The 13,608-nt window shown below is 51.6% G+C and carries 18 protein-coding genes; 12 read left to right on the top strand and 6 right to left on the bottom strand.

Translation table 11 applies throughout. The features are described 5' to 3' along the window. Positions 1 to 8: 8 nt before the first annotated feature. From trpB to uspF, 5 genes are all read left to right on the top strand, one after another. Positions 9 to 1,202, top strand: a complete 1,194-nt coding sequence (trpB, locus tag V6E55_RS01475; protein WP_049006888.1) for a tryptophan synthase subunit beta — start codon at positions 9 to 11, stop codon at positions 1,200 to 1,202. Continuing rightward, positions 1,202 to 2,011: a tryptophan synthase subunit alpha gene (gene trpA / locus V6E55_RS01470; RefSeq protein WP_316941980.1), complete on the top strand. Its 810-nt coding sequence runs from the start codon at positions 1,202 to 1,204 to the stop codon at positions 2,009 to 2,011. The genes trpB and trpA overlap by 1 nt, the downstream gene beginning before the upstream one ends. A gap of 183 nt (positions 2,012 to 2,194) precedes the next feature. Beyond that, positions 2,195 to 3,406: a selenium metabolism membrane protein YedE/FdhT gene (yedE, locus tag V6E55_RS01465; RefSeq protein WP_316941979.1), complete on the top strand. Its 1,212-nt coding sequence runs from the start codon at positions 2,195 to 2,197 to the stop codon at positions 3,404 to 3,406. Beyond that, the gene (yedF, locus tag V6E55_RS01460; RefSeq protein ID WP_003856774.1) at positions 3,403 to 3,636 is read left to right on the top strand and encodes a sulfurtransferase-like selenium metabolism protein YedF; all 234 of its coding nucleotides are present in this window, start codon (positions 3,403 to 3,405) and stop codon (positions 3,634 to 3,636) included. Before yedE ends, yedF begins: the two co-directional genes overlap by 4 nt. 140 nt (positions 3,637 to 3,776) lie before the next feature. Next, a complete protein-coding gene (gene uspF, locus V6E55_RS01455; protein ID WP_114977031.1) occupies positions 3,777 to 4,211 on the top strand; it encodes a universal stress protein UspF in 435 nt (144 codons plus the stop codon). Between the two features lie 53 nt (positions 4,212 to 4,264). Here the strand turns inward: uspF and ompW are convergent, their stop codons facing one another. Beyond that, on the bottom strand, positions 4,265 to 4,897 hold the full coding sequence (gene ompW, locus V6E55_RS01450) for an outer membrane protein OmpW (RefSeq protein ID WP_114977030.1): 633 nt from the start codon (positions 4,895 to 4,897) through the stop codon (positions 4,265 to 4,267). A 282-nt stretch (positions 4,898 to 5,179) separates the two neighbouring features. Here ompW and V6E55_RS01445 point away from each other — a divergent pair, with 282 nt between their 5' ends. The 4 genes from V6E55_RS01445 (at position 5,180) to yciA (ending at position 7,448) form a co-directional block, all read left to right on the top strand. Next, entirely contained in the window at positions 5,180 to 5,584 is a 405-nt protein-coding gene (locus tag V6E55_RS01445) for a YkgJ family cysteine cluster protein (RefSeq protein WP_114977029.1), read from the top strand. Positions 5,585 to 5,609: 25 nt separating this feature from the next. Continuing rightward, on the top strand, positions 5,610 to 6,353 hold the full coding sequence (locus V6E55_RS01440; protein ID WP_114977028.1) for a YciC family protein: 744 nt from the start codon (positions 5,610 to 5,612) through the stop codon (positions 6,351 to 6,353). A 55-nt stretch (positions 6,354 to 6,408) separates the two neighbouring features. Beyond that, entirely contained in the window at positions 6,409 to 6,948 is a 540-nt protein-coding gene (locus tag V6E55_RS01435; protein ID WP_061097985.1) for a septation protein A, read from the top strand. Positions 6,949 to 7,052: 104 nt separating this feature from the next. Further along, positions 7,053 to 7,448, top strand: coding sequence for an acyl-CoA thioester hydrolase YciA (gene yciA, locus V6E55_RS01430; RefSeq protein ID WP_008502796.1), 396 nt, complete (start codon positions 7,053 to 7,055; stop codon positions 7,446 to 7,448). Positions 7,449 to 7,483: 35 nt separating this feature from the next. Here yciA and tonB read toward each other — a convergent pair whose 3' ends face one another. Beyond that, positions 7,484 to 8,206, bottom strand: coding sequence for a TonB system transport protein TonB (gene tonB, locus V6E55_RS01425; protein ID WP_316942045.1), 723 nt, complete (start codon positions 8,204 to 8,206; stop codon positions 7,484 to 7,486). Positions 8,207 to 8,427: 221 nt separating this feature from the next. On the opposite strand from tonB, the gene V6E55_RS01420 reads away from it, so the two are divergent. After that, positions 8,428 to 8,724, top strand: a complete 297-nt coding sequence (locus V6E55_RS01420) for a YciI family protein (RefSeq protein WP_316941978.1) — start codon at positions 8,428 to 8,430, stop codon at positions 8,722 to 8,724. Positions 8,725 to 8,759: 35 nt separating this feature from the next. Here V6E55_RS01420 and V6E55_RS01415 read toward each other — a convergent pair whose 3' ends face one another. The 3 genes from V6E55_RS01415 to V6E55_RS01405 all read right to left on the bottom strand — a co-directional run bounded on the left by V6E55_RS01415 (position 8,760) and on the right by V6E55_RS01405 (position 10,728). Further along, the gene (locus V6E55_RS01415) at positions 8,760 to 9,713 is read right to left on the bottom strand and encodes a bifunctional helix-turn-helix transcriptional regulator/GNAT family N-acetyltransferase (protein ID WP_316942044.1); all 954 of its coding nucleotides are present in this window, start codon (positions 9,711 to 9,713) and stop codon (positions 8,760 to 8,762) included. A 98-nt stretch (positions 9,714 to 9,811) separates the two neighbouring features. Beyond that, positions 9,812 to 10,447, bottom strand: a complete 636-nt coding sequence (gene leuE / locus V6E55_RS01410; RefSeq protein ID WP_032642206.1) for a leucine efflux protein LeuE — start codon at positions 10,445 to 10,447, stop codon at positions 9,812 to 9,814. A gap of 107 nt (positions 10,448 to 10,554) precedes the next feature. Further along, on the bottom strand, positions 10,555 to 10,728 hold the full coding sequence (locus V6E55_RS01405) for a YciY family protein (protein WP_021240326.1): 174 nt from the start codon (positions 10,726 to 10,728) through the stop codon (positions 10,555 to 10,557). Positions 10,729 to 10,872: 144 nt separating this feature from the next. Between V6E55_RS01405 and cls the strand changes: the two genes are divergently transcribed. After that, positions 10,873 to 12,333, top strand: a complete 1,461-nt coding sequence (cls, locus tag V6E55_RS01400) for a cardiolipin synthase (protein ID WP_049006868.1) — start codon at positions 10,873 to 10,875, stop codon at positions 12,331 to 12,333. Positions 12,334 to 12,366: 33 nt separating this feature from the next. Continuing rightward, a complete protein-coding gene (locus V6E55_RS01395; RefSeq protein ID WP_114977024.1) occupies positions 12,367 to 12,696 on the top strand; it encodes an HI1450 family dsDNA-mimic protein in 330 nt (109 codons plus the stop codon). Between the two features lie 30 nt (positions 12,697 to 12,726). Here V6E55_RS01395 and V6E55_RS01390 read toward each other — a convergent pair whose 3' ends face one another. After that, on the bottom strand, positions 12,727 to 13,596 hold the full coding sequence (locus V6E55_RS01390; protein WP_316941977.1) for an ion transporter: 870 nt from the start codon (positions 13,594 to 13,596) through the stop codon (positions 12,727 to 12,729). Positions 13,597 to 13,608 lie beyond the last annotated feature (12 nt).

Raw genomic sequence — 13,608 nt, 5'->3', positions numbered from 1 at the left:
AAGAGAAGATGACGACATTACTAAACCCTTATTTTGGTGAGTTCGGTGGGATGTACGTCCCGCAAATCCTGATGCCCGCTCTGCGCCAGCTGGAAGAGGCGTTTGTCAGCGCACAGAAGGATCCGGCATTTCAGGCTGAATTTACTGACCTGCTGAAAAACTATGCTGGTCGTCCAACGGCGCTGACCAAGTGTCGTAACCTGACCGAAGGCACCAAAACGACGCTGTACCTCAAGCGTGAAGATTTGCTTCACGGCGGCGCACACAAAACTAACCAGGTGTTGGGTCAGGCGCTGCTCGCCAAACGTATGGGTAAAACCGAAATCATCGCCGAGACCGGCGCGGGTCAACACGGTGTGGCCTCTGCTCTCGCCAGCGCCCTGCTCGGTCTGAAATGCCGCATTTATATGGGCGCAAAAGACGTTGAGCGTCAGTCGCCGAACGTGTTCCGTATGCGTCTGATGGGTGCGGAAGTAATCCCGGTTCACAGTGGTTCAGCCACGCTGAAAGATGCCTGTAACGAAGCGCTGCGCGACTGGTCTGGCAGCTATGAAACGGCGCACTATATGCTGGGTACTGCTGCGGGCCCTCACCCGTTCCCGACTATCGTACGTGAATTCCAGCGTATGATTGGTGAAGAGACCAAAGCGCAGATCCTTGAAAAAGAGGGTCGTCTGCCGGATGCGGTGATCGCCTGCGTCGGCGGTGGTTCTAACGCTATCGGCATGTTTGCCGATTTCATCGACGACACCCGCGTTGGCCTGATTGGCGTTGAGCCTGCTGGTCATGGAATTGAAACGGGTGAGCATGGTGCGCCACTGAAGCATGGCCGCGTTGGGATCTACTTCGGCATGAAGTCCCCGATGATGCAGACCGACGAAGGCCAGATTGAAGAGTCATACTCTATCTCAGCAGGCCTCGATTTCCCGTCTGTTGGCCCACAGCATGCGTACCTGAACAGCATTGGTCGTGCGGATTATGTTTCCATTACCGATGATGAAGCGCTGGAAGCATTTAAAACATTGTGTCGCAGCGAAGGGATTATCCCGGCGCTGGAGTCTTCTCACGCACTGGCACACGCGCTGAAAATGATGAAAGAAAACCCGGAAAAAGAGCAGCTGTTAGTGGTTAACCTTTCCGGTCGCGGTGACAAAGATATCTTCACCGTTCACGATATTCTGAAAGCACGAGGGGAAATCTGATGGAACGCTACGATAACGCATTTGCAGAACTGAAATCACGCCAGGAAGGCGCGTTCGTTCCCTTCGTTACCCTGGGCGACCCGGGTCCGGAACAGTCCCTGAAGATTATTGACGCCCTGATTGAAGCGGGTGCCGATGCGCTGGAGCTGGGTATCCCCTTCTCTGACCCGCTGGCGGATGGCCCAACCATCCAGGATGCGACGCTGCGCGCCTTTGCAGCGGGTGTAACGCCAACCCAGTGTTTTGAGATGCTGGCTACCATCCGCCAAAAGCATCCAACCATTCCGATTGGCCTGCTGATGTACGCCAACCTGGTGTTTAACCGTGGGATCGATGAGTTCTATGCCGAGTGCGCACGCGTGGGTGTTGATTCCGTACTGGTGGCGGATGTGCCGGTTGAGGAATCTGCACCGTTCCGCCAGGCAGCAATGCGCCACAACGTTGCCCCGATTTTCATCTGCCCACCGAATGCTGATGACGAACTGCTGCGCCAGATTGCCTCTTACGGTCGCGGGTATACCTACCTGCTCTCCCGTGCGGGCGTGACTGGTGCGGAAAACAAAGCTGCACTGCCGCTGCATCATCTGGTGGAAAAGCTGGCGGAGTACCATGCTGCACCACCGCTGCAGGGCTTCGGGATCTCATCTCCTGAACAGGTCTCAGCAGCGATTGAAGCAAAAGCGGCAGGTGCGATATCCGGCTCGGCTATTGTCAAAATCATCGAGAAGAACGTGGACAAACCTGAGCAGATGCTGGCTGAGCTCAAAGCATTTGTAACGGCGATGAAAGCCGCGACGCGTAAAGCCTGACCCCTTCACCGTCTGGCGATTCAGCCAGACGGTCTTCTCCCCTACATTCCCGCTATCTCTAAAGGATTATGCCAAAATTGATCTCATCGATATTTTCGGTGTGAATGGCTTTTCAATCCTTTTCGTAAGCGTATGATTTGGTCTCTTTTCGGCTTTAAACCTTCTGAGTTCAGAGGCTTACTCATGTCATGGCACTACTTCAAACAGACTTACCTGGTTAAGTTCTGGTCACCTGTACCGGCCGTCATCGCGGCGGGGATCCTTTCTACCTACTATTTCGGCATTACCGGCACCTTCTGGGCCGTCACCGGCGAGTTTACCCGCTGGGGTGGGCAACTGCTGCAACTCGCTGGTGTGCATACCGAAGAGTGGGGTTACTTTAAACTCATTCATCTGGACGGCACGCCGCTCACCCGCATTGACGGGATGATGATCATGGGTATGTTCGGCGGATGTTTAGCGGCTGCGTTGTGGGCAAATAATGTCAAGCTGAGGCTACCAAAAAGCCGAATCCGCATTCTGCAGGCGATTGTCGGCGGCATGATTGCTGGCTTCGGCGCACGCCTGGCGATGGGGTGTAACCTTGCTGCCTTCTTTACTGGTATTCCGCAGTTTTCACTGCATGCCTGGTTTTTTGCTGTCGCCACGGCAATCGGTTCTTACTTTGGCGCAAAATTTACCCTTCTCCCGCTGTTCCGTATTCCGGTCAAAATGGTCAAGGTGAGTGCGGCTTCTCCACTGACGCAAAAGCCCTCTCAGGCCCGTCGCCGCTTCCGCCTGGGTATGTTGGTCTTTTTCGCCATGCTGGCGTGGGCGCTGTGTACTGCCCTGAACCAGCCTAAACTCGGTCTGGCGATGCTGTTTGGCGTGGGTTTTGGCCTTCTCATTGAACGCGCGCAGATCTGCTTTACTTCGGCATTTCGCGATATGTGGATCACTGGCCGCACAATGATGGCGAAAGCGATTATCGCCGGGATGGCGGTCAGTGCCATCGGCATCTTCAGCTATGTCCAGTTGGGTGTCGAACCGAAAATCATGTGGGCGGGTCCTAATGCGGTGATTGGCGGTCTGCTGTTTGGCTTTGGGATCGTGCTTGCTGGCGGGTGTGAAACCGGCTGGATGTACCGCGCTGTTGAGGGGCAAGTGCATTACTGGTGGGTGGGTCTTGGAAATGTTATCGGCTCGACGATACTGGCCTACTTCTGGGATGACCTGTCGCCTGTGCTTGCCACCAACTGGGACAAGGTGAACCTGCTGAACACCTTCGGCCCCCTCGGCGGCCTGCTGGTCACCTACGGTCTGCTACTGGCGGCCTTTTTACTGGTTATCGCGCAGGAAAAACGTTTCTTTCGCAGAGCCTCTGTTAAAACCCAAACGCAGGAGAATGCAGCATGAAAGAGATCGTGCCTGATTATCGCCTGGATATGGTCGGCGAACCCTGCCCTTATCCGGCGGTTGCCACACTTGAAGCGCTACCGCAGCTCAAAAAAGGTGAAATTCTGGAAGTAGTGAGTGACTGTCCGCAGTCCATCAACAATATTCCGCTGGATGCCAAAAACCACGGTTACACGGTGTTGGATATCCAGCAGGACGGGCCAACCATCCGCTATTTGATTCAGAAATAATGCTGCCACAGACGCCCCTTTCAGGGGTGTCTCTCCCGCCTCAAAATCTGCCTTATATCCCACTTTGATCGCAAATACAGTGAATGTCATTACAACAGCACTACACTTTAAGTGGATAAAAAACAAACAGGAGGTGTGGCATGTTTAATTCGATTCTTGTTCCTGTCGATATCTCTGAGAGTCGCCTGACCGAACAGGTGATTCCTTATGTACAGGCAAACGCAGCAATCAGTAACGGTAAAGTTCATTTTCTGACGGTCGTTCCCTCTTTCCCCTACTACTCTTCTCTTGGGCTGGCCTATTCCGTTGAGATGCCAAAACTGGCGGAAATACAGCAAGAAGCGCTGGAGAAACTCAATGAGATGGTTAAGCAGTTCAAATTGCCACCTGACCGCGTTCAGACACATGCCATTTCTGGCGCGCCTAAAGATCAGATCCTGAAACTGGCCGACAGTATCAACGCAGACCTGATCATTATTGCCTCTCATCGGCCTGATATTACGACCTATCTGTTAGGCTCAAATGCGGCAGTCGTTGTGCGCCACGCCAAATGTCCGGTGCTGGTTGTACGTTAGAGGAGATACTGCAGAAAGACTGGCCGTTTTCTGGCCAGTCTCAGGAGATGAAATCAGAAACGATAACCTGCGGAGAACATAAATACCCACGGGTCCAGTCGAGTACTGATACTTTGCTGTTGACCGCCTGCTTTGAAGCGTACGTCCGTATCAATATCCATGTACCAGACTGAGGCGTTAATTAACCAGTCACGGTTAATCAGATAATCAAGACCTACCTGCCCGGCCATGCCCCAGGAATCTTTCAGACTGAGGTCTGACAGACCCGCCTCTTTACCGGTATCGTTAAATTTCTCATCAAAGAAGGTTGTGTAGTTCACACCGGCGCCAATATACGGACGCACTTTGCTGCTGGCATCGCCAAAGTACCACTGCGCCATCAGCGTTGGTGGTAAATGGTGAACTGTGGCGATATCTCCGGTTGGCCCCAGGCCAACGCGATGACGGAATGGCGTTGCAGCCAGAAGCTCAACACCGATGTTCTCCGTCGCCATATAAGTAAACGTTAAACCTAACTGGGTATTATTACTGACGTTAAAACCGCCCATCCCCAGCACATTATCCGAACCTTCAGTAGGGCGAACCGTCGCCGAACCCGCACGAATAAAGAATTCACCTGCTTCATGCGCATACGCGCCGCCAGAGAGACTGCTTAATACAAGGGCTGCCACCGCTAATTTTTTCATATCCGCTCCATCGTTGTGGTTTTAATCGCGGGTGAGAATATACTCACAAATGAGTAATAAGTGATCTGCTACAGATCACACTAAAACCAATAACTTAACATTCATTGATCTGGGTTAATTTTTTGTGGAGCATTGAAAAGCAATAAGTTGTTTCCATGTCAATTTTTGACATTTCACAGTGCCAAAATTTTTCTATTTTCCCCTCTTGCCCTTCCTCCGACGGCTGGATAATTTAACCCTCTCACAAGTTGATTTGATGCGTTCTTCTTTTGCAGGTGTGCCATGAGTGATCTTAACCCGTGCATGACGTGCGGAGCCTGTTGTGCGTATTTTCGAGTCTCTTTCTACTGGGCCGAAGCCAGCGATGGCGGCGGTACTGTTCCGGCTCATCTCACTGAGCCGTTAACCCCCTTTCTCCGCTGCATGAGCGGCACGAACCAAAAACAGAGCCGGTGTGCTGCATTACAAGGGGAACCTGGGGTGTCTACCCGGTGTTCTATTTACGAAGATCGCCCCAGCCCATGCCGGGAGTTTGCCTTGTCGGGAGAGGATGGGCAGGTCAACGAAGCCTGCAATCGTGCTCGTGCTCGCTATGGATTACCGCCGCTTTACAAAGATATGCTTTTCCATACAAGCCTTGATGCTGCCACAGCAGGTGCATCCGGTGTACAATTGCCGGCTAATTAACACCTGCAATACTCAAGGAGAGTGCATGTCTATCACGGCGAAGTCTGTCTACCGTGACACGGGAAACTTTTTCCGCAATCAGTTCATTACCTTTTTACTGATCGCGTTGCTATGCGCCTTTATCACGGTGGTGCTTGGTCATGCGTTCTCACCAAGTGAAGAACAAATTGCCAGCCTGAGCCAGGGCGACCATCTTGCAGGCAGCGTGGGGTTGTTTGAACTGGTACAAAACATGACGCCTGAGCAACAACAAATTCTGCTGCGGGCTTCCGCTGCATCCACTTTCTCAGGTCTTATTGGTAATGCGGTGCTGGCGGGTGGCGTACTGCTAATGATTCAACTGGTGTCGGCGGGCCATCGGGTCAGCGCTTTACGGGCGATTGGTGCCAGCGCGCCAGTCTTGCCTAAGCTGTTTATCCTGATCTTCTTAACCACTATGCTGGTACAGATGGGAATTATGCTGGTTGTGGTACCAGGCGTGTTGCTGGCTATCGTGCTCTCTTTTGCCCCAGTGATGATTGTTCAGGATAAAATGGGGATTTTTACCGCGATGCGCAGCAGTATCAAACTTGCATGGGCGAATATGCGTCTGGTCGCTCCGGCCGTGATCGGCTGGCTGCTTGCTAAAACGCTCTTGTTATTGTTTGCGCCGAATTTTGCGGTATTAACGCCAAATGTAGGTGCGGTGGTGGCGAATACGCTGAGCAACCTGATTTCAGCGGTACTGCTGGTCTATCTGTTCCGCCTGTATATGTTAATTCGTCAGTAACCCTGATGTCGGGCGCATTACCGGCCCGGCTCAACACAGAAGATGGAATCACAGAATGAAGCAGTTTCTTGATTTTTTACCACTCGTCGTCTTTTTCGCTTTTTATAAGCTGTACGACATCTATGCCGCTACCACGGCGTTGATCATTGCTACCGCTGTTGTGCTGATCTACAGCTGGGTTCGCTATCGCAAAGTGGAAAAGATGGCACTGGTGACGTTTGTCCTGGTAGCCGTATTTGGTGGACTAACTCTCTTCTTCCACAACGATGAATTTATCAAGTGGAAAGTCACTGTGATTTACGCGCTGTTTGCAGGTGCATTACTGATCAGCCAATGGGTAATGAAAAAACCACTGATCCAACGCATGCTGGGCAAAGAGCTGACACTACCGCAGGAAGTATGGTCTCGCCTGAATATTGCCTGGGCGGTCTTCTTTATTCTCTGCGGCCTCGCCAATATCTATATTGCCTTCTGGCTGCCGCAGAATATCTGGGTCAACTTTAAGGTCTTCGGCCTGACTGCGCTGACGCTTATCTTCACGCTGTTAAGCGGTGTATACATCTATCGTCACATGCCGCAGGACGACAAGCACTGATTAATGACTGACCAGAACGTCTACGACAGGCGTTCTGGTCTATTCTCTCCGCTGTGAAATCATAGTAGCATCCCGCCTGAAGTCTTCCGTTACGAGTTAATACAATGACAACAACTAACGCCCCGCAGGGCGAACTGGTTTTACGCACACTGGCAATGCCCGCTGATACCAATGCCAATGGCGATATTTTTGGCGGCTGGCTGATGTCGCAGATGGATATGGGCGGCGCAATTCTGGCAAAAGAGATTGCCCACGGGCGCGTAGTGACCGTGAGAGTGGATGGCATGACCTTCCTGCGCCCTGTTGCGGTTGGAGATGTGGTTTGCTGCTACGCGCGCTGCGTAAAACGCGGCAACACCTCCATTTCGATCAACATCGAGGTATGGGTGAAGAAGGTTTCTTCTGAGCCGATTGGGCAGCGTTATAAAGCGACAGAAGCGCTGTTTATTTATGTCGCGGTGGATAGTGAAGGGAAACCTCGTCAACTTCCACAAGCCTGATAGACCGAAAAAAAGCCTCCATACGGAGGCTTCTCTTATTCCATCTGTGCCCCACCATCCAGGCGGAAAACAATATTCACTATCAGCCCATTTCCCGGTTTTCCGGCTTCGTATCGCCATCTGCGCATCGCTGATTTCACTTCTCGCTCAAACATATTAGAAGGTTGAGCAGATAAGATTTCCACATTATCAACACGGCCATCCGCAGTGACGTCGAATTTTACCTTTTCGCGCCCTTCAATACGTAATGCCTTAGCACGTGGGGGATACTGAGGCTCGTTACGGCTCAGTGCTCGTGGGCCCGCGGGTGCCGATATTGTCGGTTTAGCGGTTGTCGCCGTGTTATTCATTGCCGGACGTGAAGGTGCCGTATTCTCAACTGCCTGGGTAGCACGCGGTTCAACCGGACGCTCTTCGCGTTTCGGACGTTCCTCAACTTTCTTCACCGGTTTTGGCTTCGGCTTAGGTTTTGGCTCCGGTTTAGGTTTGTGGATCACCACCGGTGCTTCCTTCGGCGGCTCCGGAATCGGCTCGGGCTCCGGCTCAGGTTCAGCAACTGGCTGTGGCGGTGCAGGTGCCGCCTGCGGTGGTTCGAGATCCGCTGGCGATACCATCGTCACAGAAATCGGCTGCGCGGGTGCGGGCATTTCAATAACCTGATGAACCGAGGTATAGAGCAAACCCGCCACGACAGCACCGTGAATAACGACAGAAAGCAGCGTCGGCCAGGGAAAGCGGCGAGGTAAATCAAGGGTCATCGAAGTCATAATCATCAACGTTAAAAAACCGAACACTGATTTTAAATGCAAATAGCAATCATATTCAATAAGACACTTTGCTCTGGCGCAATTTAAGCGCAGGAGAGGCCAAAAAAGGCGCATTCAGATCAGGGTATTAACATTGTTTTTATCTTTGCATTGCAGTCAATTGTCCTTTCACATAACGTAACTGACACTTTTAACGGTTAAGGAGCTTCACCGTGCTTTACGTGATTTACTCTGAAGATGTCGCGGATTCCCTCGAAAAACGTCTGTCTGTTCGCCCTGCCCATCTGGCACGCTTACAGTTGCTGCAGGATGAAGGTCGATTACTGACCGCAGGCCCAATGCCAGCAGTAGACAGCAATGACCCGGGTGCCGCTGGTTTTTCCGGCTCCACGGTTATTGCTGAGTTTGAATCTCTGGAAATGGCGACCGCCTGGGCAGACGCGGACCCATACGTTGCGGCCGGTGTGTATGCGAAGGTGACCGTTCGCCCTTATAAGAAAGTGTTCTGATGTAAAAAAGGCTCCAGCAGGGAGCCTTTTATATGTTAGACGTCTTTACACCGGGTAAATTGCTGCTCTGTTATAAGACTTCCCCACTGGTCACCCTCCCACTCTTTGGCTAATCTGAAACCAAATGATTCATACAGACGTCGTGCGGCGGATAGTTTATTGAATGTCCACAAATGCACAGCAGAAAAGCCCACGTTATCGCAAAAACCCATAGCTTCGGTTAGAAGTTTTTTCCCCACGCCATATCCGCGACAGCCATCATCAAGAATAAACCAGCGAAGGTGAGCTTCCCCCGGTTCTAAATCTTCACCATCAATAGCCACCGAGCCGACAATTTTATCGTTCAATATTGCCAGCCAGACCTGATTACACGGCTTCTCCAGTCGCCCACTAAACTCGGCCACCCCAGAAGCCACTTTGGCCTCAAAGAAACGACCAAAATTATGTTCCCGGGAATAATAACTGGCATGCATCTCAGCGATACGACCAATCATGCCAGGCAGATAGCCCGGTACAATTTTCAGCACGTCAGATTGAACCTCAACCGGTGTTTCACGGCCAGCCAGCAGCGCCCTGGCATAAAGTGATAGGCCCTGAGATATTGTTTTCTGTTGCAACGGATCCAGTGGCTTTATTGCAGTGAGCACCCGAGCGCTACTGTAGGTATTAATTCGTCTGACGGTTTCCTGCCCTTTTGCCGTCAGTCGTAGATACTTCGTTCTGGCGTCTTCACTGGAAACGACTTCTTCAAGTTCGCCTGCTGCAATAAGGCGTGCCAGCATCCGGCTGACGCTGGACTTTTCCAGGCCTAACAGTTGCACCAGTTGGCCTGCGGTCATTTCTTTCCGCAAATCAATTTCGACAAGTGTATGAACCGCCGAGGGGGAATAATTCGTTGAGGCCAGCGTCGAGGCCATAAAACCTAATTCGCGCACCATCAAACGTGAGGCGCTACGGATATCGCTGACAAGAGGGGTTTCGATGTGCATGTTATTGTCTCCGCTATTTAGTTGTACTATACAACTAAATAGCGGGAAATTGTCAAACATTAAAAAGGCTCCCTCAGGAGCCTTTCTGTTTCTTCACATCAATGCAGCGATGCTAACCTTGCCGCAAACCCGACAAACAGCAGCCCTATCAGCCCGTTCCCAAGCTTTGCCAGTTTCTTTTTGGTTTTCAGGTAACGCGTAACAAACGCGCCAGAGAAGATCAGAAAGCTCATGTACGTAAAGCTTATTAACTCCAGCGTCGTCGCGAGGATCAGGAAAGAAGTGCCGGTGCTCTGCGCATTCACGTCAATAAACTGAACGAAGAACGATACGTAGAAGAGAATCGCTTTGGGATTGGTCAGGCTTAACACCAGCGAACGTTTCATGATCATACTGGCAGGTTCAGGCCCGCTCTCATGAGCGTTTTTTTGACGGTTCACCACCGACCAGAGCATTTTGCCCCCCAGCCAGAGCAGATAAAAAGCCCCGAGATAGCGCACGATGTTAAACAGTACCGGTGTGGTCTGGATTAATGCCGCGACGCCCGCCCAGGCCAGAAACATCAGTACCGCATCGCCGATAAATACACCCGTCGCGGCGAGATAACCTTTTTTAACGCCGTGACCAATCCCGGTTTTCAGCACAAACAGAGTATTCGGCCCAGGTACCAGCACGATAAAAAATGCGCCTACAACGTACGTCCAGAAATTCAGTACACCAAACTCCGCAAACACTTCTCCCTCCTTTTGCTAAAAACAACGGGAATATCGCTGCAAACACGCTATTCCCAAAAATCAGACGCTATAAAATCAGTGGGCACCTTGCGGTGCCCTCATGTTTCTCAGATATCCTGGACTGCGAACAGCAACGCGTTGCGGTGCCGGGTCATTCCACATTTCCTGATGGCGTGTATACGCATATTGCGGCGGGATTGTGCTTCCAGCCAACGTGCCTTGCGACGACTCACCTGTCGCAACATGCGCCAGCGCCCTACTTCAGTTCTACTGCGCTTCATGTCTACAACTCTTTCTCTAACAGAGACGCCATTATAAACCCAACCCTGCAGCAAACCAGCGCTTTTACCTGGCGTTTTTATTTGCCAGATGAATCCTGATGCGTACACTCATAACAATACGCTTTCAAAAGGATTTTTTTACCTATGACAACCTTCTACACCGTGGTGAGTTGGCTGGTCATTCTGGGATACTGGCTGTTAATCGCGGGTGTGACATTACGCATCCTGATGAAGCGCAGAGCCGTACCCTCTGCCATGGCCTGGCTTCTGATAATCTACATCCTCCCGCTGGTAGGAATTATTGCCTATCTCTCTTTCGGTGAGCTTCATCTGGGCAAACGCCGCGCCGAGCGTGCCCGCGCCATGTGGCCCTCGACCGCGAAGTGGCTTAACGATCTTAAAGCCTGCAAACATATTTTTGCCGAGGAGAACAGCAGTGTTGCCGCTTCGCTGTTTAAGCTGTGTGAACGCCGTCAGGGGATTGGCGGTGTCAAAGGCAATCAGCTCCAGTTGCTGACCACTTCTGACGATGTCATGCAGGCGTTGATCCGCGATATTCAACTGGCTCGCCATAACATTGAGATGGTGTTTTACATCTGGCAGCCCGGTGGTATGGCCGACCAGGTTGCTGAATCTCTGATGGCCGCTGCACGTCGGGGCATTCACTGCCGTCTGATGCTGGACTCTGCAGGCAGTGTGGCATTTTTCCGCAGCCCCTGGGCGGGCATGATGCGTAATGCCGGTATCGAGGTGGTTGAGGCGCTGAAGGTTAACCTCCTGCGTGTGTTTTTGCGCCGGATGGATCTCCGCCAGCACCGTAAGATGATCATGATCGATAATTATATTGCTTACACCGGCAGTATGAATATGGTTGACCCTCGCTTCTTTAAACAGGATTCAGGGGTTGGGCAATGGGTTGATTTGATGGCGAGAATGGAGGGGCCGATTGCCACCTCTATGGGTATCGTTTACTCATGCGACTGGGAGATTGAAACCGGTAAACGTATTCTGCCACCACCACCTGACGGCAATATTATGCCGTTTGAAGAGGCCAGCGGTCACACCATTCATACCATTGCATCCGGGCCTGGTTTCCCTGAAGATTTGATTCATCAGGCGCTTCTGACGGCAACCTACTCTGCCCGTGAATACCTGATCATGACCACGCCTTACTTTGTCCCCAGCGATGACCTGCTGCACGCAATCTGTACTGCGGCGCAACGCGGTGTCGACGTGAGTATCATTTTGCCACGCAAAAATGACTCGCTGCTGGTGGGCTGGGCCAGCCGGGCATTCTTTAGCGAACTGTTGGCCGCAGGCGTGAAAATTTACCAGTTTGAAGGCGGATTGCTCCACACCAAGAGTGTCCTTGTTGACGGTGAATTAAGCCTGGTGGGCACAGTCAACCTGGATATGCGGAGTCTGTGGCTCAATTTTGAGATCACACTGGTGATTGATGACGCCGGTTTTGGCGGTGACCTGGCGGCGGTGCAGGATGATTATATCTCCCGCTCGCGACTGCTGGATGCCAGACTGTGGGTAAAACGTCCGCTGTGGCAGAGAATTGCCGAACGACTGTTTTACTTCTTTAGTCCGTTGCTGTAAAACGTGCCCAACGATGTTAAACAGGTAGTCATCATGGAAATGGATCTGAACAATCGCCTGACCGAAGACGAAACGCTCGAGCAGGCCTATGACATTTTTCTCGAACTGGCGGTTGATAACCTCGATCCCGCAGACGTGATCCTCTTTAATCTGCAGTTCGAAGAGCGTGGCGGTGCCGAATTATTCGACCCTTCAGAAGACTGGGCTGAGCATGTGGATTTCGACCTCAATCCTGACTTCTTTGCCGAAGTGGTGATTGGGCTGGCTGATGAAGATGGCGGCGAAATAAACGACATCTTCGCCCGCATCCTGCTGTGCCGCGAGAAAGACCACAAACTGTGCCATATCCTCTGGCGCGAATAGTAAAAAGGCTGCGATTGCAGCCTTTTTTATTTAATCCGGTAATTCACTTCCGCAGCGGCTACAAAACCGTGCGCTGTGTTCATGCTCCCCCTGATGACAATTCGGGCATTTGCGCTGCTGTTTGCGACTCTGAAAGGCACTGCTCATATGTGTGGTAATGAGCCCTGTCGGGATGGCAATCACCGAATAGCCAATCAAAATCAGCACTGATGCCACAATACGTCCCAGTGGGGTATGCGGTGTGATGTCGCCATACCCCACGGTCGTCACGGTCACGATGGCCCAATAGACCGAGGCATTGAGCGTCGTGAAGCCATATTTTGGCCCTTCTATCAGATACATCAGTGCGCCGAAAACAATCATGACGATGGCAATAAATGAATAGAACAGAATAAGCTGGTGCCGTGCGCTGACTATCGCGCGCCAGAACACGTGCAATGACGGCATAAAACGCAGTAATTTAAGGATACGTAATACCCGAATGACACGCATCGCCCGCCAGGCAAAGACGTAACTCAGGCTGATTTCCGGCCACAGCCACATCACATAGAGCGGCAGGATCGTCGCTAAATCAATAAATCCCCAAAAGCTGAAAACGTATCTGGCCGGGTTGGGCCAGCAAATGACTCTCAGGCAATATTCAGCGGTAAAGACCAGGGTAATCGCCAACTCAAGCCAGACAAAAATATGCCATTCGTCAAATGTCAGGTGATATTGCGTCCCGACACCTGACTCAATAAAGATCACAACCACGCTGAGCAGCGCAAATAAACCACAGAGGCCTTCGAAGCGTCTCCCGGAAACTGTTTCAGGATCGAATAAAAAATGGTAAAGCCGCCGACGGGCTGGCGTGAGTAAAAGCGACACAGTAACCTCGCAAAAAATAAGGGCTGACATCATGTCAGCCCTTGC

Source organism: Enterobacter sp. 342, from assembly GCF_036663495.1.
GTDB lineage: Bacteria > Pseudomonadota > Gammaproteobacteria > Enterobacterales > Enterobacteriaceae > Enterobacter.
The sequence above is the reverse complement of the archived record's forward strand: the minus strand, read 5'-3'. Positions and strand labels throughout refer to the sequence as shown.

Excerpts from the sequence above, each read along its gene's own strand:
- trpB (WP_049006888.1), top strand. The coding sequence starts at position 9 with ATGACGACATTACTAAACCCTTATTTTGGTGAGTTCGGTGGGATGTAC.
- yedF (WP_003856774.1), top strand. The coding sequence starts at position 3,403 with ATGAAAGAGATCGTGCCTGATTATCGCCTGGATATGGTCGGCGAACCC.
- V6E55_RS01435 (WP_061097985.1), top strand. The coding sequence starts at position 6,409 with ATGAAGCAGTTTCTTGATTTTTTACCACTCGTCGTCTTTTTCGCTTTT.
- V6E55_RS01445 (WP_114977029.1), top strand. The coding sequence starts at position 5,180 with ATGAGTGATCTTAACCCGTGCATGACGTGCGGAGCCTGTTGTGCGTAT.
- yedE (WP_316941979.1), top strand. The coding sequence starts at position 2,195 with ATGTCATGGCACTACTTCAAACAGACTTACCTGGTTAAGTTCTGGTCA.
- V6E55_RS01415 (WP_316942044.1), bottom strand. The coding sequence starts at position 9,713 with ATGCACATCGAAACCCCTCTTGTCAGCGATATCCGTAGCGCCTCACGT.
- ompW (WP_114977030.1), bottom strand. The coding sequence starts at position 4,897 with ATGAAAAAATTAGCGGTGGCAGCCCTTGTATTAAGCAGTCTCTCTGGC.
- cls (WP_049006868.1), top strand. The coding sequence starts at position 10,873 with ATGACAACCTTCTACACCGTGGTGAGTTGGCTGGTCATTCTGGGATAC.
- uspF (WP_114977031.1), top strand. The coding sequence starts at position 3,777 with ATGTTTAATTCGATTCTTGTTCCTGTCGATATCTCTGAGAGTCGCCTG.
- trpA (WP_316941980.1), top strand. The coding sequence starts at position 1,202 with ATGGAACGCTACGATAACGCATTTGCAGAACTGAAATCACGCCAGGAA.
- V6E55_RS01405 (WP_021240326.1), bottom strand. The coding sequence starts at position 10,728 with ATGAAGCGCAGTAGAACTGAAGTAGGGCGCTGGCGCATGTTGCGACAG.
- tonB (WP_316942045.1), bottom strand. The coding sequence starts at position 8,206 with ATGACCCTTGATTTACCTCGCCGCTTTCCCTGGCCGACGCTGCTTTCT.
- V6E55_RS01395 (WP_114977024.1), top strand. The coding sequence starts at position 12,367 with ATGGAAATGGATCTGAACAATCGCCTGACCGAAGACGAAACGCTCGAG.
- yciA (WP_008502796.1), top strand. The coding sequence starts at position 7,053 with ATGACAACAACTAACGCCCCGCAGGGCGAACTGGTTTTACGCACACTG.
- V6E55_RS01440 (WP_114977028.1), top strand. The coding sequence starts at position 5,610 with ATGTCTATCACGGCGAAGTCTGTCTACCGTGACACGGGAAACTTTTTC.
- V6E55_RS01390 (WP_316941977.1), bottom strand. The coding sequence starts at position 13,596 with ATGATGTCAGCCCTTATTTTTTGCGAGGTTACTGTGTCGCTTTTACTC.